This window comes from Sphingomonas sp. KR3-1 (genome assembly GCF_040049295.1).
GTDB lineage: Bacteria > Pseudomonadota > Alphaproteobacteria > Sphingomonadales > Sphingomonadaceae > Sphingomonas.
In genome coordinates this window covers 704,598-723,721 of sequence record NZ_JBDZDQ010000002.1, presented here as the reverse complement: position 1 = coordinate 723,721, position 19,124 = coordinate 704,598, and the positions used below count along the sequence as shown (strand labels likewise).

Genomic DNA, 19,124 nt, shown 5'->3' with positions numbered 1-19,124 from the left:
TCACGCAACTCCTTCACTGGACCACGGGGCCGCTGCAGTCCGCCGCGCGACGCGCAGCGTGGCCGAGCGGGCACGCGGATTACGGGCAACCTCGTCGTCGCCCGGCTTCACGGCCTTGGCGGGAGGTTCGAAACTGGGCTCGGCACGCGGGCCGACGGCCGGGCGGTGGCGCGAGCCGGCGGGCTCGCTGCCGCTGCGCTCGCGCAGGAAGCGCTTCACCAGCCGGTCTTCGAGGCTGTGGAAGGTCACCACCGCCAGCCGGCCACCGGGCTTGAGCACGCGCTCGGCCGCGGCCAGGCCTTCCGCCAGCTCGTCGAGCTCGCGGTTGATGAAGATGCGCACCGCCTGGAAGGTCCGGGTCGACGGGTCCTTCTTGTCGTGCGGCTTGTAGCCGAGCGCCTTGCGGACGACATTGGCGAGGTCGGTGGTAGTGACGAGCGGGCGCGCGCGCACGATCGCGCTGGCAACCCGGCGCGAGCGCGGCTCCTCGCCATATTGATAGAGGATGTCGGCGATCTCGCCCTCATCCGCTTCGTTGAGCCATTCGGCCGCGGTCATCCCCTCGCCGGCCATGCGCATGTCGAGCGGCCCTTCCTGCTGGAAGGAGAAGCCGCGCTCGGCCTGGTCGAGCTGCATCGACGAGACGCCGATGTCCATCGTCACGCCGTCGACGGGCACCAGCCCGCGCGCCTCGAGCTCGCGCTCGAGCTGGCTGAACGGCGCCTCGATCAGGATCAGGCGGCCATCGGCCTGGGCGACAAGAGTTTGGCCGCCTTCGATCGCACGGGGGTCGCGATCGAAGGCGGCCACCTCGGCACCCCGCTCGAGGATGGCGTTGGTGTAGCCGCCTGCGCCGAAGGTGCAGTCGACATGGCGCTCGCCGGGCACAGGGGCGAGGCCGTCGACCACTTCGGTCATCAGCACGGGGATATGCAGTTCGGCCAAGGGAGCGGCGCGTGAGCTCACAGCGTGACTCCCTTGGCCTGGCACAGATACGCACAGATCTCGCGCAGCGTGGGGTCTGCCTCGGGATCGCTCATCAGGCGCTCGGGCGCCCAGATATCGAAGGTCTCGCCGCTGCCGTAGAACAGCGCCCATTTCTGGATGCCGGCCTTCATGCGGAAGAAGGGCGGGATCACGAAGCGGCCGGAATCGTCGTACGGCGCCTTTTCGACCTGGCCGAAGGCGCGGCGCTTGGCGCGATAGTCCACCTCGTTGCCGCGATCGGCGTCGAGCTGCTCCTTGCGGTCGATGCGGTCGTAGCGCTCCTTCGACCAGCTCAGGTCATAGGCCGAGAGGCAAGGGTCGAACGGGTGCAAGCCGACGACGATCTGGCGGATGTCGGAATTGCGCTCGGCGGCGGTGCGCAGGTCGGCAGGGATGGCGACGCGGCCCTTCTGGTCCACCGCCTGGAGCGCAAATCCCTCGAAGAGCTCCCTGTCCGCCACGCCCGAATACCCCAAACGGGCACAGCTTTCCCGTCTCCGGAATCAGCCCCCACGGCCAGGTCCGGCGCTTGCGAATGACGGTGAAAAGGGTGTGCCCCCTCTTAAGCATCCCGTTTTACCACAAGTGGCCCGGGATACAACGGGAGAATTGGGGATAGAGCGGGATTTAGCCCCACTCAGCGCCATTTTTGGCGCGTGTTTTTCTTAGAATCGGCATTTGTTCTTGGTTCGTTTCAGCGAGCTCCTAGGTAAATGCCGCAGCGATTACGGGTAATTCCTGAAAGTGGGGCGCAATCCCGCGCCGTCCCCGGAATCCACGCCAAGTGGCGCGAATTCCCCGTTTTTCCTCGAAAATGCCTAGCAGGCGCGCTCGGGCGCAGCCAGCGGCGCGGCTGCAGAAAACCGCAGAAATCCGGCGAGTCGCCGCGAAAACCGGCGCGCGTTTACCATTTTCGTTAGGAACTCAAGCCGTCTTGCGCGGTCCCGAGCAAGAAATTGTGGATGGCGGGCGGCCCCGTTCTGCCGGATCGAAATGGTGGGAAGGACGCTCGGCGCGCATTTGCGCCGACAGGGGAAACGCTAGCGCGTCTCGCCGTTCTGCTGCGCCGCCTGCTGGCGCGCGATCGCCGCGGCGTCGACCTTCTCGGTGGTGGAAGCGCTCGGCGCGACGCCGAGCTCGGCGAGTGGCTCTTCCTTGGTCTTCTCGCCCAGGCTGTTGCCCATCGTGGTCATGTTGGCGACCACGGTCTGGTTGGCGCCGCCGATCGCCGAGATCGCCACGTCGCGCGTGCGCCAAGCGATGACCGCGCTTGCCAGCACGATCAGCACCGTCACCACGGCCAGGCCCGTCAGACCAACGTAGACACGCTGCATCGTCTGGGCGGTATCAGGCGATCCCACACTCATATCTGTTGCATAAATGTAACGCCGAAGTGAGCCGCTGTCGAGACGGATCGTTCACCCGCGTGCGAGCCACTCCGGGACGGGCAGGCCCTTGGCCGCGAGCCACTCGCCATTGTACAGCGTTGAAAGGTAACGGAATCCGGTATCGCACAGGATCGTCGCGACGCGCTTGCCCGGCCCCAGCGCCTTCGCCAGCCGCACCGCGCCGGCCACGTTGATGCCCGAGGAGAGCCCGAGGCACAGCCCCTCCTCCTTGAGCAGCCGCTCGACCCATTCCAGCCCCTCCTCGTCGGAGATGCGGAACTGCGCGTCGATCGGCGCGCCCTCGAGGTTGCCGGTAATCCGCCCCTGGCCGATGCCCTCGGCGACCGAGCTGCCCTCGGCCTTGAGCTCGCCGCACTCGTACCAGCTGTAGAGCGAGGCGCCGTGCGGATCGCTGAGCGCGATGCAGACATTCTCGTCCTTCGCCTTCAGCCCCATGCCGACCCCGGCGATCGTGCCGCCGGTGCCCGCCGCGCAGGTGAAGCCGTCGATCCGCCCGTCCATCTGCGCCCAGATCTCCTCGGCGGTGCCCAGGATGTGCGCCTTGCGGTTGGCGGTGTTGTCGAACTGGTTGGCCCAGATCGCGTTGGGCGTCTCCTCGGCGATCCGCCTCGAGGTGTGGACGAAATGGCCGGGGTTCGAATAGGGCGCCGCCGGCACCAGCACGAGCTCGGCGCCGAGCGCGCGCAGCGTGTCCATCTTCTCGCGGCTCTGCGTCTCGGGCATGACGATGATCGTCTTGTAGCCCTTGGCATTGGCGACCAGCGCCAGGCCGATGCCGGTATTGCCCGCCGTTCCCTCGACGATCGTGCCGCCCGGCTGGATCAGCCCGCGCGCCTCGGCGTCGTTGACGATGTAGAGCGCGGCCCGGTCCTTCACCGAGGCCCCCGGATTGGCGAACTCGCACTTGCCGTAGATCTCGCAGCCCGTGGCCTCGCTCGGCCCCTTGAGGCGCACCAGCGGCGTGTTGCCGATGAGCGCCAGCGTGTCGGATGTCGCATGCATGGCCGCTAGATGGAGCGCTTTGCCGCCCGCCGCAAGCAAGCGCTGGCAGGGCATGCAGAAGCCGGGCTTCGCGGCTTTACGGAACGCTTATGCCGCGCGCCGAAATTCGTCTCGAAGCTTAACGGCCCGCGCCCCTATCTCGCGCTCCGGTTACCCAAGGAGTGCATATGGACCAGCGTTGCGAACACATCCTGCGCGTCGGCCGGGACAGCGACGGCCACTGGGTCGTCCAGGAGGCGGATGGCCTGCTCGAAGGCCTGTTCCGCTCGCGCGAGGCGGCGATCCGCTTCGCCCTGAGCGAGTGCCGCGCCTTTCCCGGATCGCGAATGGTGCTCGCCACCGATCCGCTGCGCTCCATCCTCAGCCATTGAAGGAAGAGACCATGCTCGCCACGCATTTCTCGCTCGGCGGCTTGCTGCGCCGCGTCACCGAACCGGGCGGATCGCGCCACGGCCCGTGCGACGCACGCATCGCCCGGGCGCTCGCCGAATTCCGCAACCATGGCCACCGCGCGGTCCGCATGCTGGACCTCGACTGCGCCGATGGCGGCCGCCTGCTGCGCGCCGCCGCCAGGGCGCGCGAACTGGGCTTCGTCGCGGTCGAGGGGCACGGCGTGTCGCTGTGGACCGCGGGCATCCGCCACGCGCGCTGGCAGGCGGAGATCGCCGCCCATCCCTCGACCAGCCTGACCTTCGAGATCGCCGAGCCGATCGCCGCGCTCGCCGCCGAGCACGATGGCGCCGCCGACCTGATCTTCCTCTCCGAACCGATGCCCTACCCCGCCAGCCCGCTCGCCGCGGCGCTCGCGCGGCTGGGCGGCACCGTGCTCGCCGATGGCTAGGCGGCCACGCCGGCGCGCTCCAGATGCGCGTCGAGCTTGCCGGCAAACCACAGGAAGAACATGCGATAGTCGGAGACCAGCGACCAGAGCGGATAGGTGAAGGTCGCCGGCCGGTTGTGCTCCACGCCGAAATGCGCGGCCCAGGCAAAGCCGTAGCCCGCCAGCGGGATACCCACGAGCCACCACAGTCCCGCCCCGCCCAGCGCCAGCATCAGGAACCACAAGGTCAGCACGGTGCCGACATAGTGCATCCCGCGCGTCCACGGCTTCGCATGCTCGCGCAGGTAGAAGGGCCAGAAGTCGCGATAGTGGGTGATGGTGCCTGCCATGGCGAGAGGCTAACCCCGCAGCATGGATCCGCGCAAGCACAGCTTCCCGCCCGTCGTCGATGCCAGCACGCGCCTGCTCGTCCTCGGCTCGCTCCCCGGCGAACGCTCGCTGGCGGAGCAGCGCTATTACGCGCATCCGCAGAACCAGTTCTGGCGGCTGATCTCCCCCGCCGCCGGCCGCGACCTGACTGCGCTCGCCTATCCCGATCGCCTGGCGGCCCTGCGCGACGCGTATATCGGGCTGTGGGACGTGGTCGCCAGTGCCCGGCGCACGGGCAGCACCGATGCGGCGCTGCGCGACGTCGAGCAGCATGACATCGTCGCGCTCGCCTGCACCCTGCCCGAGCTGCGCGCGCTCGCCTTCAACGGCGGCACCGCCTTCCGGACCGGCACGAAGCAGCTCGGCGCGGCAGCCCAGCGCTACGCCGTCATCGCCCTGCCCTCGTCAAGTCCGCTGCACACGATCGGCTTCGAGAAGAAGCTGCCGCATTGGGAGGCGCTCAAGCCGCTGCTCGAATAATCCTATCAAAACGCTGTGAATTTTGCGCTTGCCGACTCCGCCACAATCATGCCACATTTATGGCGAGATTTGGGCAGGAGAGAATGCATGCGTGCCAAGCTATTGATTTCCGTAGCACTTCCCGCGCTCCTCCTCGCCGGCTGCAACAGCCGCGAGGGCACATCCGCCAGCTACCCGTCGGGCCCGCAGGAAATGGCCGAGGCCGCCGATACCGCGGCCGTCGATCCCGGCGCCGAGCGCTATGCCAAGAACGACATCTCGCCGATCCGCGCGGTCGCACAGGCGCCGGTCTCCACCTTCGCGGTCGATGTCGACACCGCATCCTATGCCAATGTCCGCCGCTTCCTGACGCAGGGGCAGATGCCGCCCAGGGACGCCGTCCGCGCCGAGGAGCTGGTCAATTATTTCCGCTATGACTACCCCGCCCCGGAGACACGCGGCGCGCCGTTCAGCATCACCACCGACGTTGCGCAGACGCCGTGGAATCCGGAGACGCGGCTGCTCCGCATCGGCCTGCGCGGCTATGACCTGGGCCGCACCCAGCGACCGCCGGCCAATCTCGTCTTCCTCGTCGATGTCTCGGGATCGATGGACGCCCCCGACAAGCTGCCGCTGGTCAAGCGCGCACTCGGGCTGGTCGCGGACAATATGCGCGCCGGCGATCACGTCTCGATCGTCGTCTATTCCGGCGCCGCCGGCGTCGTCCTCGATCCGACCTCGCGCCCCGAGGAGGTCCGCGCCGCGCTCGATGATCTCAGCGCCGGCGGTTCGACCGCGGGCGGCGAAGGCATCGAGCTCGCCTATGAACTGGCCCGCAAGAATTTCAGCGCGGACGGGATCAACCGCGTGATCCTCGCCACCGATGGCGACTTCAATGTCGGCATCACCGACCAGGCGCAGCTCGAGCAGTTGATCGAGAAGGAACGCGACGACGGGATCACCCTCACCACGCTCGGCTTCGGCCAGGGCAATCTCAACGACGCAATGATGGAGGCGATCGCCGACAAGGGGAACGGCAACTATGCCTATATCGACGGGATCGACGAGGCGCGGAAGGTGCTCGACAGCGAGCTGAGCTCGACCCTGTTCACCATCGCCAAGGACGTGAAGGTCCAGGTCGAGTTCAACCCCGCCGAGGTCAGCCAGTATCGCCTGATCGGCTATGAGAACCGCGCGCTCCAGGAGCAGGACTTCCAGAACGACAAGGTGGATGCCGGCGATATCGGCGCCGGGCACCAGGTGACCGCGATCTACGAGATCGTCCCCGCCGGCGCGAAGGGCTGGCTGCCCGATCGCCATTTCGCCGCCAATCGCCAGCCCGAAAGCGCAGGCGAAGGCGCCGGCAAGGGCGAGCTCGCGCAGGTCCGGCTGCGCTACAAGCTGCCCGAAGGCGGTGCCTCGCGGCTGATCACCCAGCCGGTCGAGGCCAGCCTGATGCGCGGCGCCGCGATGCCGAGGGGCGACCTCGCCTTCGCGGTGGCCGTGGCCGGCTTCGCGCAGAAGCTGCGCGGCGACGACCTGCTCGGCGAATGGGGATATGCCGACGTCAAGCGCCTGGCCGGCGCGCAATGGGGCTTCAGCCAGCAGGCCTGGTGGCGCAGCGAGTTCCTGCGCCTGGTCGACCTCGCGGACACCCAGACCCGCACCGCTTCGGTGGCGCGCCGCGAAGAAGACCGGGCGCTCTAGCCGCTTCGTCCCCTTCCGGCGGCGAGCTAGGGCGCCGCCGGCCGCCGCGGCCCGGCCTTTCCCCCGGAGGCCGGGCCGCGGTTTCCTGCTTCCCAGGCGCCCGCCCTCCTTTTCCCCGGCGAAGGCCGGGGCCCAGACTTGAGATCTAGGGCAGCGCAATCCGATCGTAGAGATCGTCCCAATCGGGATTCATCGCCTCGATCTCACGCAGTTTCCAGAGGCGCTTCCAGGTCTTCATCTGCTTCACGCAGCCGCGCGGATTCAAGGCTCTCGAAAGCATGATACCAGACGAGCAGCTTGCAGCCATATTTCTTGGTGAAGCCTTGGACGACGCCATTGCGGTGTTCCCATGCGCGCCTGGGAAGATCACTGGTCGCACCGAGATTGAGCGTTCCGTTGCGCCCACTCGCCATGATGTAGACATAACCGCGCAGCTCCAACTTCAGACTCCAAGTCTGGCCCCCGGCGTTCGCCGGGGAAAAGGCTAACGGCTCAGCGACCGTTCGTTACGCTATTCTCCACCGCGTCATCGCCCGCATTGCCGGCCACATTCCCCTGGCCCGTCAGCGGCTGGGTGTTCAGCCCGTCCGCCGGCCGCGCGCCCGCACAGCCGTGAAAGACCTTGTCGCCCACCTGCAGCTGGGCGGTGAGCGGGCGCTCGATCGTCGGGTCGCCGCCCTCCACGCAATGCGCGTTGGTGAAGGTGATCGTCACCGCGGCGCCGGCCGTGTCCTTGGTGGTCCACACCGCCTTGTCGTCGTCGACCTTGGGCGAGACCGGGTAGAACTGCGTGACGCTGCCTTCCGCCGCATGGCCGGCGAAGCGCGTCCAGGTGATCGATCCCGGTGCCACTTCGAGCGACCAGGTCAGCGCGTTGTCCGTGGCGCGCAGCGGCTGGTCGAGCGGCACTTCGCCCAGGTGCGGGCCGGTCGGGCCCGGCGTGGCTGTTTCTTGCTCCTTGGCCTTTTCCTTCGATCCGCAGCCCGAAAGCACGAGCAACGCGGCAATGGCGAGTGCGCGCATTAACCATCCTCCCGCCGCGAGCCTGCGCGGACCGCACCATAACGGTCAAGCGCCAGAAACATTTCCCGACCCATTCCGGCTGTCCTACACGTGATCGTTCCTGTATTGTTCCGCCCGATGCCCGATGCGAGTCGCCTTGCCTCCCCATTGCCCGCCGCGGCGGCCCCGTCGCATCCGGCGGAGCGCGCCGCCGAGGCTCGCGCGCGTGAATGTCATGGCCTTTGTGACTTTCCGGCCCCGATCCTCGCCTTTCCGCCCCGGCCGCTGCGCTGGCTCTATCTCGACCTCAATTCCTATTTCGCCAGCGTCGAACAGCAGCTGAACCCGGCGCTGCGCGGCCGCCCGGTGATCGTCGCGCCGGTGGACAGCGACACCACCGTCGCCATCGCCGCGTCGGTCGAGGCCAAGAAATACGGCATCTCCACCGGCACGCCGGTCTGGGAAGCCAAGCGTCTGTGCCGGGAGCTGCTGATCACCCCCGCACGGCACGAGCACTATGTCGCGTTCCACGAGGCGATCGTCGCGGAGATCTGGAAGCACGTGCCCGTCACGCATGTCTGCTCGATCGACGAGGTCGCGTGCCGCCTGCTCGACAACGAGAACGGCACCGAGGCGGCAATCGCCCTCGCCCACCGGATCAAGGCGGGCATCCGCGCGAATATCGGGTCCTGCCTGACCAGTTCGGTCGGCATCGCGCCCAATCGCCTGCTCGCCAAGCTGGCGTCGGACATGCAGAAGCCCGACGGGCTCGTCGTGCTCGGCGCGGAGAAGCTTCCCGAATGCCTGTTCGGGCTCAGGCTGCGCGACATCTCCGGCATCGGCGCCAAGATGGAGAAGCGGCTGGCGCAAGACGGCATCCTCGACATTCGCCAATATTGCGCGCGGCGACCGCGCGATGCCGGCAACGCCTGGGGCGGCGTCAATGGCGATCGGCTCTGGTATCTGCTCCACGGCGTCGAGCTGCCCGACAAGCCGACGCAGAGCCGCACGATCGGGCACAGCCATGTGCTCTCGCCCTCGAAGCGCGGGCTCGAGCCCACCCGCCTCACTGCGCGGCGGCTCGCGCTCAAGGCGGCCAGCCGGTTGCGCCGCAAGGGCTATCGCGCCCGGTTGCTGGTGCTCCACGGCAAGTTCGAGGACGACAAGTCAGGCTGGCGCGCGTCGATCAAGCTGCCCGCCACGCAGGACAGCTTCGTCGTGCTCCACGCGCTCGACCAGCTCTTCCCGCGCCTGGCCGAGGCGGGGCGCGGCCGGCCCGGCGGTTTCCGCCTGCGCATGGTCGGCGTCACGCTGTGCGAGATCGAGGGCGTCGAGGGCGAGCAAGGCTCGCTGTTCGCCGCGCTCGATCCCGACGATCCGCTCGCCCGCGAGACGCGCACGCTGGCGCTCAGCCGCGCGATGGACCGGATCAACGAGAAGTTCGGGCGCAACGCCGTGTCCGTGGGTCCGCTGCATGGCGGCAGAATCGATCGCGTCGGCACCAAGATCGCGTTCGGACGTATCCCGGAAATGAGCGAATTCCATGAGTGACACCGGTGGATGTCACCGATCCGCAACAAAACATGTGCCATGCTGCGATGCAGCATGCGAATGTAACTCTATAACACGAATCGCTTGACGATTCTTTCCCGGTAAACGAAAGCTCCCGCCCGTTATGAACAAAGCCCCCATTTTTGCCGCCGCCGCTGTGCTCCTCTCGCTCGCAGCCTGCAACAACAAGCCCGAGGAAGTGACCTCGACCGCGCCGGACCCCCAGGCCGAAGCGCTCAAGAACGCCCCCAAGGTCGAGCTGCCGCCGTCGATCGAGACCTCGGTGTCGATGCGCTGCAAGGACAACAGCATCGTGTTCGCCGACTTCTACAAGGGCGGCAAGCAGGTCCTGGTCAAGCAGACCAAGGACGGCCCGGGCACCATGCTCAAGGCGCCGGAAGCCGGCCAGCCCTTCGTCGCCGACGGCGGCTACAAGATCACCGGCACCGCCAAGAACGCCACGATCGAGATCCCGGGCAAGGGCGCGCGCGACTGCCACGGCTGATCGCGGCACATCGAGTTTCAACAAGGGCCGGCGGGCATTCCCGCCGGCCCTTTTTCATGCGAGGCTGATCGCGGAAGGGAGCGAATCCAGGTGGCTACGGTCGCAATCTACAGCCTCAAGGGCGGCGTCGGCAAAACGACGCTGGCGGTGAACCTCGCCTGGGCCTCGGCCACGCTCTCGTCCCGCCGCACCCTGCTCTGGGACCTCGACCCGCAGGCCGCCTCGACCTTCCTGGTCGAGCCGCACGGCAAGACGCGGGACCAGGCCCAGGCGATCTTCACCAAGGACGTCGCACCGGCCAAGCTGATCCAGCACACCGGGGTCGAGCGGCTCGACCTGATCGGCGCCGACGCGTCGTTGCGCGGCCTCGACCTGGTCTTCCACGAGCTCGACAAGAAGAAGCGGCTCGCCAAGCTGCTCGGCGAGCTCGACAAGGCCTATGACCGGATGCTGCTCGATTGCCCGCCGGGCCTCACCGAGACCAGCGAGCAGGTGATGCGCGCCGCGGACCTGATCGTCGTGCCGGTGATCCCCTCGCCGCTCTCCACCCGCGCCTTCGAGGAAGTCTCGGCGCATCTGGCCCGCAAGGGCGGCAAGGTGCCGCTGATGCCGGTCCACTCGATGGTCGATCGCCGGCGCAAGCTGCATGCCGAAGCCGTCGCCGCGCATCCCGATTGGCCGGTGATCCCGATGGCCAGCATCGTCGAGGCGATGAGCGTGCACCGCGCCGCGGTGGGCAGCTATGCGCCGCGCACGCCCGGCGCCCAGGCGTTCGCCGAGCTCTGGCAGGCGATCGAGCGCCGCCTGGCAGGCAAGAAGCATTGAGCCGGGCCCAGCCGCCCCAGCAGGAACTCGATCCCGACCTGGTGCTGCGCGCCTATGCGATGGGCGTGTTCCCGATGGCCGATCACCGCGACGCGGCGAGCGTCTATTGGGTCGAGCCCAAGCAGCGCGGCGTGCTGCCGCTGGACGGCTTCCACTTCTCGCATTCGCTGCGCAAGCTGATCCGCGCCGGCCGCTTCCGCCTCACCGTCGATGCCGCGTTCGAGGAGATCATCGAGCTCTGCGCCGAAAGCGCCGAGGACCGGCCCGATACCTGGATCAACGGCCCGATCGAGCGGGTCTTTCTCGAGCTGCACCGCCGCGGCTTCGCCCATTCGGTCGAGTGCTGGGACGGCGACCGGCTCGCCGGCGGCCTCTACGGGCTGGCGCTCGGCCGGGCGTTCTTCGGCGAGTCGATGGTGACCCGCGTGCCCAACGCCTCGAAGGTCGCGTTCGCGCATCTGGTCGCGCGGCTGCAGGCCGGCGGGTTCACGCTGCTCGATTGCCAGTTCATCACCGAACACCTGACCACGCTGGGCGCGATCGAGATCCCCCGCGACGACTATGTCGCGTTGCTGGGCGGCGCGCTGGGCGAGACCTCGGCCGGGCTTGCGCTCGGCGTGCCTTCGGTCGACGGCGACTTCTTCGCGCTCGACGCATTGCCCGATCCGGCGCCCGAGCCGCCGGCGGCGGGCGCCGGCACCGTGTCCGGCCCGCTGTCCCGGAAGGTCATCGCGCAGCTCTTGGGCCACACATCGTAGATCGGGTGCTGGACGACGTTGAGCGCCGGGCGCTCTGCGAACAGCCAGCCCGAATGGACGCGGTGCCATTTCTTGTCGAGCTCGAGCACATCGACCTGGACGAAGGCGCCGGTGAGCTGGTCGGGCTCCCAGGGCGCGGTCTTGTCGCAGGCCTTGAGCCGGACGACCACGTCGCCGATCCGCACTGCCTGGCCGGGCTTGAGCTTGAACTCGTGCGCCTCGCCATTGCGCTTGTTGAGCAGGCCGAGCACGGCGACGCGCTGGTTCATCGGCGTCGCGCCGGCATCCTCGATCGCCTTGCCGTCGCGGTCGACGGTGATCACGTCCGATGCCTGGTTGCCCGAGTCGCCGGTGGTGACGATCTCGTCAGACGCCGCCTTGTTGCCGCCGGCACTGCCGCTGCCGCCGCCCGAGCATGCGCCGAGGGCGAGCAGCATGCCCGCCGCAACGGCTCCGGCGGCGCGTGGCGTCATGCCCCGGGGGTCCAGGCCTCGTAGTCGCCGGTGGCGCGGGCGCGGTGACCGCCCTTCTCGAGCGCGCCGCTCGGCCGATAGGCGAGCTGCGAGCCGGTGAGGTTCGGTTCGGCCGGGATTTCCCAGGCCTTGGGCGCCGGCAGCGCCTGGTCGGGCACCGAATCGATCTGGTGGTGGAGCCAGCTGAACCATTCGGGCGGCACGCGGCTCGCGTCGTTGGAGCCGCTGTAGATCACCCAGCGGCGGGTGATGCCGTTGGGGTCTTGCCCGCCCTCGTAATAGACGTTGCCCAGATCGTCCTCGCCGACGCGGGTCTTGCCGCGCAGGCCCATCCAGGTGCCGAAGGTGGCGCCGTTCCACCAGGTGAAGGGATTGAGATTGAGACCCATGGCCGCGGATTAGCCGGGAGCGCCGGGCTAGGCAATAAGGTACCGCGTTGCCGCGACTGGCCTCACCGCTTGTCCCAGCGCACCTTGTCGCCGGCCTTGATGCCGAGCCGGGCCGAAACGCCGGCATTGACCTCGAGCACCGCCGCCACCGGCTCGCCCGACTTGAGCGTATCCTCGGAGAAGGGCACCGCATTCTCGGCGATGCGGGCGATCGTGCCGTCGCCGCGGATGAACAGGATGTCGAGCGGGCTCGGCGTGTTCTTCATCCAGAAACTCGCCTCGCGCGGCGGGCCATCGGCCGGATAGGGCGCGAACAGCATGCCGCCGTCCGCCGGGATGTTGGTGCGGAACATCAAGCCGCGCTCCTGCTGCTCGGCGGTGCGGGCAACCTCGACCTGGAAGCGGTGCGCGCCGTTCGCACTCTCGATCGTCACCGCCAGCCGAGGCGCGACCTGCGCCGCCAGGGGCATCGCCAGGCCGGGGCCGGAGACGAACGACAGCGCGGCGGCAAGCGCCGCAGCCAACCCGAATAGGCACTTCATCGTTTCAGCTGGTCCTTTCGACCGCCACTGCAAGCGGCCCCTTTTCGCCATCGACGATGCGCGCGCTGAGCGGCTGGCCGGGCTCGACCTCCTCGATCTCGGCGCGGCGCAAGGTCTCCATATGGACGAATATATCCGCCGAGTCGGAGTCGCGCACCAGGAATCCATAGCCCTTGAGGCGATTGAACCATTTCACCGTCACCGGCTCGAACGGCCCGGCGGAATCGATCATCCGCAGCCGGTCGATGCGCTCGGCGGGCCGCTTGGGCACCTCGACCGCCTGGCTGAGGTCGATCGAGATGATCTCGCGCGCCTGCAGCCCCCGCTGGCGCCTGACTGCCGTGCATTCGACCCGCGCGCCTTCCGGCAGCGACCTTCGGCCATGATCCTGAAGCACGGTGAAGTGGATTAGAATGTCGCCCACGGCGACGTCATCTGCGACGAGAAAGCCAAAGCCACGCGTTACGTCGAACCATTTCACGACACCGGCAAAGACCTGACCTTCGTCCGTCCGATCCTCGCCAATCCCCTCGTCCAAGTTTGGCGTGTCTATATAGTCGTTCTGCGCAACCTGTTGGTCAGCACGCATTTCCTGTTCCCCCGGAAGTCGTACATTAACATGGTATTTTCCATAAATGGAATTGCCTTTGTGACTGGCCCGTTTCAAGCACCGGCCAGTGTGGCTTCCGGGTCATCCCCCGGCATCATGCGGACGATCGCACGGGCCAGGGACGGGCTGTGGCCGGCCCGGATCATCGCCGCCATCTGCTTCTCCTGGCCCGGCCGATCCACCGCCTCGCGGCCATAGGGACCGATCCGCCTGCGCCGGGCAAAGGCGAGCGCGCTGGCGACTCCGTCCGCCTCGACCGCCGGGGCCAGCGCGGCCTCGGCATCGCCCTCTCCCACCCCGTCGAAGCGCAGCGCCTGGCGCACCCGCCGCGCGCCCAGCCCGCGCCGCGCCATCGCCCCGGCCTTGGATTCGGCATAGAGCCGGTCGTTGACATAGCCGAGCTCGGCCATCCGCTCGGCCAAGCCCTCGGGATCGGGCGATTTTTCCCCACCCCAGCCGCGTTCGCGCAGTTTTCGGGACAAATAGGCTGCCAGTTTGGCCCTTGTCGTAGCGTAACGTTCGACATAGCGGAGCGCATAACGCTCCAGATCGGCGCTATTCAGCGGTGGCAGGGGGCGTCTCGGGGCGGTCATGCGCCATGATTGTGCCACACTGGCAACCGATTTTGAACGACAGTGCGTAGCAGAGGCTAGCCTCAAAATATGTCGTGGGGGCACGACGTTGGCTACCACGCAGGGGCACGGAATAAAGAATGGTATTGGACGTTACGGGATCGCTCGAGGCTGAAAAGGAAGCGGGAATGCTCGCGCCTACGCCGACCGACGACAGCCTGCCGCGCCGCCTTGCGGATTTCGAAACGCTCGGCGAAGCGCTCGACTATGCCTCCCAGGGCAAGCGCGGGCTCAATTTCCACGATGCGCGCGGCAATCTGTCGCGCCCCTATCCGTTCGCGGAGCTGCGTGACGATGCGCTGAAGCAGGCCCAGCGCCTGATCGCCGCGGGCGTGAAGCCCGAGGACCGCATCGCGCTGATCGCCGAGACGGGCACCGAGTTCGCGAGCCTGTTCTTCGGCTGCATCTATGCCGGCGCCTGGCCGGTGCCGCTGCCGCTGCCGACGAGCTTCGGCGGCGCCCAGTCCTATATCGACCAGCTCAGCGTCCAGCTGCAGAGCTGCGATCCCGTGATGCTGATCTACCCGCCCGAGATCGGCGCGATGTGCGCCGAGGCGGCGCGCGCCAATGACGTGCCGGGCATCGACTGGTCCGAGTTCGGCCAGCGCGCGGCGGTGGAGACCACGCTGCCCGAGTCGAAGACCGACGACATCGCCTATCTGCAATATTCCAGCGGCTCGACGCGCTTCCCGCATGGCGTGGCGATCACCCATCATGCGCTGCTCAACAACCTGGCGGCGCACAGCCACGGCATGAAGGTGGGCGACGGCGATCGCTGCGTCTCCTGGCTGCCCTGGTATCATGACATGGGCCTGGTCGGCTGCCTGCTCTCGGTCGTCGCCAACCAGGTTTCGACCGACTATCTCAAGACCGAGGATTTCGCCCGGCGCCCGCTCGCCTGGCTCGACCTCATCAGCCGCAACAAGGGCACGACGCTCAGCTATTCGCCGACCTTCGGCTACGACATCTGCGCGCGCCGCATGTCGAGCCAGACCAAGGCGAGCGAGCGCTTCGACCTGAGCCGCTGGCGCGTCGCCGGCAACGGCGCCGACATGATCCGCCCGGACGTGATGCAGTCGTTCGTCGACGCGTTCGCCGATGCCGGATTCAAGGCCAGCGCCTTCCTGCCGAGCTACGGCCTGGCGGAAGCCACCCTCGCCGTCTCGATCATGCCGCCGGGCGAAGGCATCCTGGTCGAGCTGGTCGAGGAAACCCAGCTTTCGGGCGGCGACACCCCGCGCAGCGACCGCCCCCAGCGTTTCCGCGCGATCGTCAATTGCGGCGTCCCCGCGCGCGACATGACGATCGAGATCCGCGAGGAAGACGGCACGCCGCTTCCGGACAAGGCGATCGGCAAGGTCTGGTGCAAGGGCCCGTCGGTCATGGTCGGCTATTTCCGCGATCCTGAAGCGACCGACGCCTGCCTGAAGGACGGCTGGCTGGATACCGGCGACATGGGCTACATGTCGGACGGCTATATCTACATCGTCGGCCGCGCCAAGGACATGATCATCATCAACGGCAAGAACCACTGGCCCCAGGATATCGAATGGGCCGTGGAGCAGCTGCCGGCGTTCAAGCAGGGCGACGTTGCCGCCTTCGCGATCACCACCCCGGGCGGCGAGGAGACGCCGGCGGTGCTGGTCCAGTGCCGCACCTCGGACGAGGCCGAGCGCCTGCGCCTGCGCGACGAGATCCGCGAGCGCGTCCGCTCGGTGACCGGCATGAACTGCGTGATCGAGCTCGTGCCGCCGCGCACGCTGCCGCGCACCAGCTCGGGCAAGCTTTCGCGCGCCAAGGCCCGCAACCTCTATCTGAACGGCGAGATCAAGCCCTACGCGCTCGCCGCCTAAGGCTCTTTCTCCCGCAGACCTGGAAAACGGCCGGCCTTTGCCGGCCGTTTTTTTGCGACTTCGGCGCCCCGGGGCTCAGGCCGACTCGAAGTGCCGGATGCGCGCCCCGTCGCGAATATCCCGGCAGGGAGATTGGCCCGGTTTCCGCAAGTGCCGGAATTGGAACAGTTCTTATCAAGCACCAATTCGGTTAAAGAAGTTGCTTAATGTGCCAAAATGCGACATACTCCGCGTTACGGACAATGTGCCGCATTTCCGGCTGGTCCGTGTGAAGGACGTCGGTGCGATATCGCCGACGCAACTGGACAATGGTGACCTGATGCTCAACGCTCAACTAGCGTGGGTAGGCGGTGCCGTTAGCCAGGCGCTACAGCCCTACCCTATGAATTCATTTCTTTGGGAGGGTTCGTCATGTTTGAAGACTTCCGGGAATTTCTTGCGCTGATCGAGCGCAGTTCGTCGAGCACCAAGACACTGATCATCTGTGTCGCACTCAGCATTGCGCTGGGCAAACTCGACTCTCTCGTACAATTTATCTTTTAATATTCGCGGGGCAGCAGCGCTGCCTGTCGCTGCTGCCTTCGCATCAGGTGTCAATCAATCATCAACCGTCGGGAAGATATCTAGAACCGTGGCCCATCAGACTTCCTCACAGTTCGCCCGGCCGCGCATCGATGCGCGAGCGCTGCTTGGCCTGCGCGATCCCGCCGACGCGACGGACTGGGGCCCGATTCGCGCCGCCCAGCTGCACGCCGGCAGCCAGCTCGCGCTGTTCATGCTCGCCGCCAACGTCATCGGCGCCTCGCTCGTCACGATGATCCTCGCCCCGCGGGTGCCGATCTGGCAGCTGGCGAGCTGGAGCGCGATCGTCGCGGCTGTCGCCGCCGCCGTCGCCTTTCGTCGCCTTGCCAAGCGCCACCGCGAAGCCGTCACCGCGACTCTGCGCGACGTACGCGGCACGCTGCTCGACGGAGTCGCCCTCGGTGCCGTCTGGTCGGTGCCGCCGCTCGCCTTCGGCCACGCGGTCGATGCCAATGCCGCGCTCGGCCTGTGGATCGTGATCTCGCTGCTGATGACCGCCAGCGCCGTGGCGATGGCCGCGCTGCCGCTCGCCACGATCAGCTTCGTGACGATCGTCGGCGGCGCGCTGGTCTTCACCCTTTCCACCATCGCCTCGCCGATGCTCGCCGCCGCCGCGGCGCTGTTCACCGTGCTGCTGGTGATGGCGACCTTCGCCCGCGGCAAGGCGCTGGTGGTGATCCGCGCCGGCGAGATCGCCATTGCCGACCGCGACGAGACGCTGAGCCTGCTCCTGCGCGAGACCGAGCGCGAGGGCGAGGCCGACTGGCTGTGGGAAATCGACGCGCAGCGCCGCGTGGCGCGTGCCAATCCGCGCTTCTCCAAATCGCTCGGCGTCGATCCCAAGGCGATCAATGGCATGCCCTTCCTCCAGGTTCTGGCGGGCCCCGCCTGGGAAGACGGCAATTTCGCCGCCGGGCTGCGCGACCTCGCCGAGAAACTGAAGACTCGCGACGCGTTCCACGATCTGCTGTTGCCGGTATTCGTCAATGGCGAGGAGCGCTGGTGGGAAATGTCCGCCAGCCCACGCTATGACGAGGGCGGCGCCTTTATCGGCTTCCGCGGCGTCGGCTCGGACGTCACTGAGGCGCGCAAGTCCGCCGACCAGATCAGCAAGATGGCGCGCTTCGACACGCTGACCGGCCTTCCCAACCGCCTGCTGCTCAACGAGACGCTGGCGCGGGCGATGGCCGAGGCGGACAAATGGAGCTCGCGCTGCGCCTTCATGATGATCGACCTCGATCGCTTCAAGGCCGTGAACGACACGCTGGGCCATCCGGTCGGCGACCGGTTGCTGATGCGCGTCTCCGAGCGGCTCAAGCAGCTGATGAGCGAGAACGAGATGGTCGGCCGCCTGGGCGGCGACGAGTTCGCCGTGGTGGTGCGCGACGCGACCGATACCGCGGCGATCGAGCGGCTGGCCCAGGCGATCATCGACACGGTCTCGCGCCCCTATGAGATCGACCAGAACACGCTGTTCATCGGCGCCTCGGTCGGCCTCGCCGTGGGCCCGCGCGACGGCCGCACCGCCGAGATGCTGATCCGCTCGGCCGACCTGGCGCTCTATCGCTCCAAGGATGCCGGCGGCGGCGCCTATCACAGCTACGAGCCGCAGCTCCACATGGCCGCGGAGGAGCGCCGCGTGCTCGAGATCGCGCTGCGCAGCGCGGTCGACAATGGCGAGATGCACCTGAACTACCAGCCGGTGGTCAATGCCGGCACCGGCGGGCTGATGGGCTTCGAGGCGCTGCTGCGCTGGACGCATCCCGAGTTCGGCGTCGTCTCCCCCGCCAAGTTCGTGCCGCTCGCGGAAGACGCGCGCCTGATCCCGGCGATCGGCGAATGGGTGCTGCGCACCGCCTGCGCCGAAGCGGCGAAATGGGATTCGCAGATCCGCGTGGCGGTGAACGTCAGCCCCGAGCAGCTCCACTCGCCGGCCTTTGTCACCATGGTGGTGGAAGCGCTGGCGCAATCGGGCATGCCGGCCGAGCGGCTCGAGCTGGAAGTGACCGAGAGCGTGTTCATGCGCGAGGGCACCCAGGCGATCCAGGTGCTCGAGAAGGTGCTCGAGCTCGGCGTGAAGCTGAGCCTCGACGATTTCGGCACCGGCTATTCCTCGCTCGGCTATCTGGCGCACACCAGGTTCAGCACGATCAAGATCGACCGCAGCTTCGTCCAGGGCGCCTCCAAGGGCACCAAGGAGGCGATCGCGATCATCCGCGCCGTGGTCGCGCTCGCCGACAGCCTGGGCATGGCGACGACCGCCGAGGGCGTCGAGACCGAGGAGGAGCACCACATGGTCCAGCAGCTCGGCTGCACCAAGGTGCAGGGCTATTATTTCGGCCGCCCCCTCCCCGTGCAGGAAGCCCGCGCGCTGGCGATGCGGCCGCGCGACGGGGCGAGCGCCGCGGCGTGAAAAAAGGCTGGCGGAACTGGCTTGCCCCGGCTGCCAGTCCCCGCTAGAGCCACCCACCGCACAGGGGCGTAGCTCAGCTGGTTAGAGCGTCGGTCTCCAAAACCGAAGGCCCTCGGTTCGAATCCGAGCGCCCCTGCCACTGCGGACTCTCTCCTTTTTTCCGCCGCGTCCGCTTGCCCGCGGCATCGCCACCCGGCGATTTTTCTACAAGAATA

The 19,124-nt window shown here is 67.5% G+C and carries 21 protein-coding genes, 1 tRNA gene and 2 pseudogenes; 12 read left to right on the top strand and 12 right to left on the bottom strand.

Features of this window, described 5'->3' with window-relative positions:
* The 4 genes from rsmH to ABLE38_RS15175 form a co-directional block, all read right to left on the bottom strand.
* The gene (gene rsmH / locus ABLE38_RS15190) at positions 1 to 945 is read right to left on the bottom strand and encodes a 16S rRNA (cytosine(1402)-N(4))-methyltransferase RsmH (RefSeq protein ID WP_348975067.1); all 945 of its coding nucleotides are present in this window, start codon (positions 943 to 945) and stop codon (positions 1 to 3) included.
* A 17-nt stretch (positions 946 to 962) separates the two neighbouring features.
* Positions 963 to 1,448, bottom strand: a complete 486-nt coding sequence (locus tag ABLE38_RS15185) for a division/cell wall cluster transcriptional repressor MraZ (protein ID WP_348975066.1) — start codon at positions 1,446 to 1,448, stop codon at positions 963 to 965.
* Between the two features lie 579 nt (positions 1,449 to 2,027).
* Positions 2,028 to 2,321 carry a hypothetical protein gene (locus ABLE38_RS15180; protein ID WP_348975065.1) on the bottom strand — a complete coding sequence of 98 codons (294 nt, stop codon included), beginning with the start codon at positions 2,319 to 2,321 and terminating at the stop codon, positions 2,028 to 2,030.
* A gap of 84 nt (positions 2,322 to 2,405) precedes the next feature.
* Positions 2,406 to 3,398 carry a cysteine synthase A gene (locus tag ABLE38_RS15175; protein WP_348975064.1) on the bottom strand — a complete coding sequence of 331 codons (993 nt, stop codon included), beginning with the start codon at positions 3,396 to 3,398 and terminating at the stop codon, positions 2,406 to 2,408.
* Between the two features lie 167 nt (positions 3,399 to 3,565).
* On the opposite strand from ABLE38_RS15175, the gene ABLE38_RS15170 reads away from it, so the two are divergent.
* Together ABLE38_RS15170 and ABLE38_RS15165 are read left to right on the top strand one after the other, a co-directional pair.
* Positions 3,566 to 3,769 (top strand): hypothetical protein, encoded by a 204-nt coding sequence (locus tag ABLE38_RS15170; protein ID WP_348975063.1) that lies wholly within the window; start codon positions 3,566 to 3,568, stop codon positions 3,767 to 3,769.
* Positions 3,770 to 3,780: 11 nt separating this feature from the next.
* Positions 3,781 to 4,239: an SAM-dependent methyltransferase gene (locus ABLE38_RS15165; RefSeq protein ID WP_348975062.1), complete on the top strand. Its 459-nt coding sequence runs from the start codon at positions 3,781 to 3,783 to the stop codon at positions 4,237 to 4,239.
* Here ABLE38_RS15165 and ABLE38_RS15160 read toward each other — a convergent pair.
* Positions 4,236 to 4,568, bottom strand: a complete 333-nt coding sequence (locus ABLE38_RS15160; RefSeq protein ID WP_348975061.1) for a DUF962 domain-containing protein — start codon at positions 4,566 to 4,568, stop codon at positions 4,236 to 4,238. The genes ABLE38_RS15165 and ABLE38_RS15160 overlap by 4 nt on opposite strands.
* Positions 4,569 to 4,590: 22 nt before the next feature.
* Here ABLE38_RS15160 and ABLE38_RS15155 point away from each other — a divergent pair, with 22 nt between their 5' ends.
* Complete coding sequence (locus ABLE38_RS15155; protein WP_348975060.1) at positions 4,591 to 5,088, top strand: DNA-deoxyinosine glycosylase; 498 nt, start codon at positions 4,591 to 4,593, stop codon at positions 5,086 to 5,088.
* Between the two features lie 87 nt (positions 5,089 to 5,175).
* Entirely contained in the window at positions 5,176 to 6,774 is a 1,599-nt protein-coding gene (locus ABLE38_RS15150) for a VWA domain-containing protein (RefSeq protein WP_348975059.1), read from the top strand.
* A 145-nt stretch (positions 6,775 to 6,919) separates the two neighbouring features.
* On the opposite strand, the pseudogene ABLE38_RS15145 reads toward ABLE38_RS15150, so the two are convergent.
* Together ABLE38_RS15145 and ABLE38_RS15140 are read right to left on the bottom strand one after the other, a co-directional pair.
* Positions 6,920 to 7,214: pseudogene (locus tag ABLE38_RS15145) on the bottom strand (GIY-YIG nuclease family protein).
* 52 nt (positions 7,215 to 7,266) lie between these two features.
* Positions 7,267 to 7,797, bottom strand: coding sequence for a hypothetical protein (locus ABLE38_RS15140; protein ID WP_348975058.1), 531 nt, complete (start codon positions 7,795 to 7,797; stop codon positions 7,267 to 7,269).
* 117 nt (positions 7,798 to 7,914) lie between these two features.
* Here ABLE38_RS15140 and ABLE38_RS15135 point away from each other — a divergent pair, with 117 nt between their 5' ends.
* The 4 genes from ABLE38_RS15135 (at position 7,915) to aat (ending at position 11,415) form a co-directional block, all read left to right on the top strand.
* A complete protein-coding gene (locus ABLE38_RS15135; protein WP_348975057.1) occupies positions 7,915 to 9,327 on the top strand; it encodes a type VI secretion protein ImpB in 1,413 nt (470 codons plus the stop codon).
* A gap of 124 nt (positions 9,328 to 9,451) precedes the next feature.
* Positions 9,452 to 9,832 carry a hypothetical protein gene (locus ABLE38_RS15130; protein WP_348975056.1) on the top strand — a complete coding sequence of 127 codons (381 nt, stop codon included), beginning with the start codon at positions 9,452 to 9,454 and terminating at the stop codon, positions 9,830 to 9,832.
* A 90-nt stretch (positions 9,833 to 9,922) separates the two neighbouring features.
* A complete protein-coding gene (locus ABLE38_RS15125) occupies positions 9,923 to 10,657 on the top strand; it encodes a ParA family protein (RefSeq protein WP_348975055.1) in 735 nt (244 codons plus the stop codon).
* Positions 10,654 to 11,415 carry a leucyl/phenylalanyl-tRNA--protein transferase gene (aat, locus tag ABLE38_RS15120; protein WP_348975054.1) on the top strand — a complete coding sequence of 254 codons (762 nt, stop codon included), beginning with the start codon at positions 10,654 to 10,656 and terminating at the stop codon, positions 11,413 to 11,415. Before ABLE38_RS15125 ends, aat begins: the two co-directional genes overlap by 4 nt.
* 35 nt (positions 11,416 to 11,450) lie before the next feature.
* Here aat and ABLE38_RS15115 read toward each other — a convergent pair.
* The 5 genes and pseudogenes from ABLE38_RS15115 to ABLE38_RS15095 all read right to left on the bottom strand — a co-directional run.
* A pseudogene (locus ABLE38_RS15115) lies at positions 11,451 to 11,684 on the bottom strand (DUF2155 domain-containing protein); the annotation flags it as partial.
* Positions 11,685 to 11,884: 200 nt separating this feature from the next.
* Entirely contained in the window at positions 11,885 to 12,277 is a 393-nt protein-coding gene (locus ABLE38_RS15110) for an NADH:ubiquinone oxidoreductase subunit NDUFA12 (RefSeq protein WP_348975053.1), read from the bottom strand.
* 62 nt (positions 12,278 to 12,339) lie between these two features.
* Complete coding sequence (locus ABLE38_RS15105) at positions 12,340 to 12,747, bottom strand: DUF192 domain-containing protein (protein WP_348975224.1); 408 nt, start codon at positions 12,745 to 12,747, stop codon at positions 12,340 to 12,342.
* A gap of 76 nt (positions 12,748 to 12,823) precedes the next feature.
* Complete coding sequence (locus ABLE38_RS15100; RefSeq protein ID WP_348975052.1) at positions 12,824 to 13,408, bottom strand: cold shock domain-containing protein; 585 nt, start codon at positions 13,406 to 13,408, stop codon at positions 12,824 to 12,826.
* 74 nt (positions 13,409 to 13,482) lie between these two features.
* Positions 13,483 to 14,022: a RecX family transcriptional regulator gene (locus tag ABLE38_RS15095; protein WP_348975051.1), complete on the bottom strand. Its 540-nt coding sequence runs from the start codon at positions 14,020 to 14,022 to the stop codon at positions 13,483 to 13,485.
* Positions 14,023 to 14,189: 167 nt separating this feature from the next.
* Between ABLE38_RS15095 and ABLE38_RS15090 the strand changes: the two genes are divergently transcribed.
* The 4 genes from ABLE38_RS15090 (at position 14,190) to ABLE38_RS15075 (ending at position 19,048) form a co-directional block, all read left to right on the top strand.
* Positions 14,190 to 15,914, top strand: coding sequence for a fatty acyl-AMP ligase (locus tag ABLE38_RS15090; RefSeq protein ID WP_348975050.1), 1,725 nt, complete (start codon positions 14,190 to 14,192; stop codon positions 15,912 to 15,914).
* Between the two features lie 411 nt (positions 15,915 to 16,325).
* Positions 16,326 to 16,457 carry a hypothetical protein gene (locus ABLE38_RS15085; protein WP_348975049.1) on the top strand — a complete coding sequence of 44 codons (132 nt, stop codon included), beginning with the start codon at positions 16,326 to 16,328 and terminating at the stop codon, positions 16,455 to 16,457.
* 88 nt (positions 16,458 to 16,545) lie between these two features.
* Complete coding sequence (locus ABLE38_RS15080; RefSeq protein WP_348975048.1) at positions 16,546 to 18,909, top strand: EAL domain-containing protein; 2,364 nt, start codon at positions 16,546 to 16,548, stop codon at positions 18,907 to 18,909.
* Positions 18,910 to 18,971: 62 nt separating this feature from the next.
* A tRNA-Trp gene (locus ABLE38_RS15075) sits at positions 18,972 to 19,048 on the top strand.
* The last annotated feature ends 76 nt before the right edge of the window (positions 19,049 to 19,124 follow it).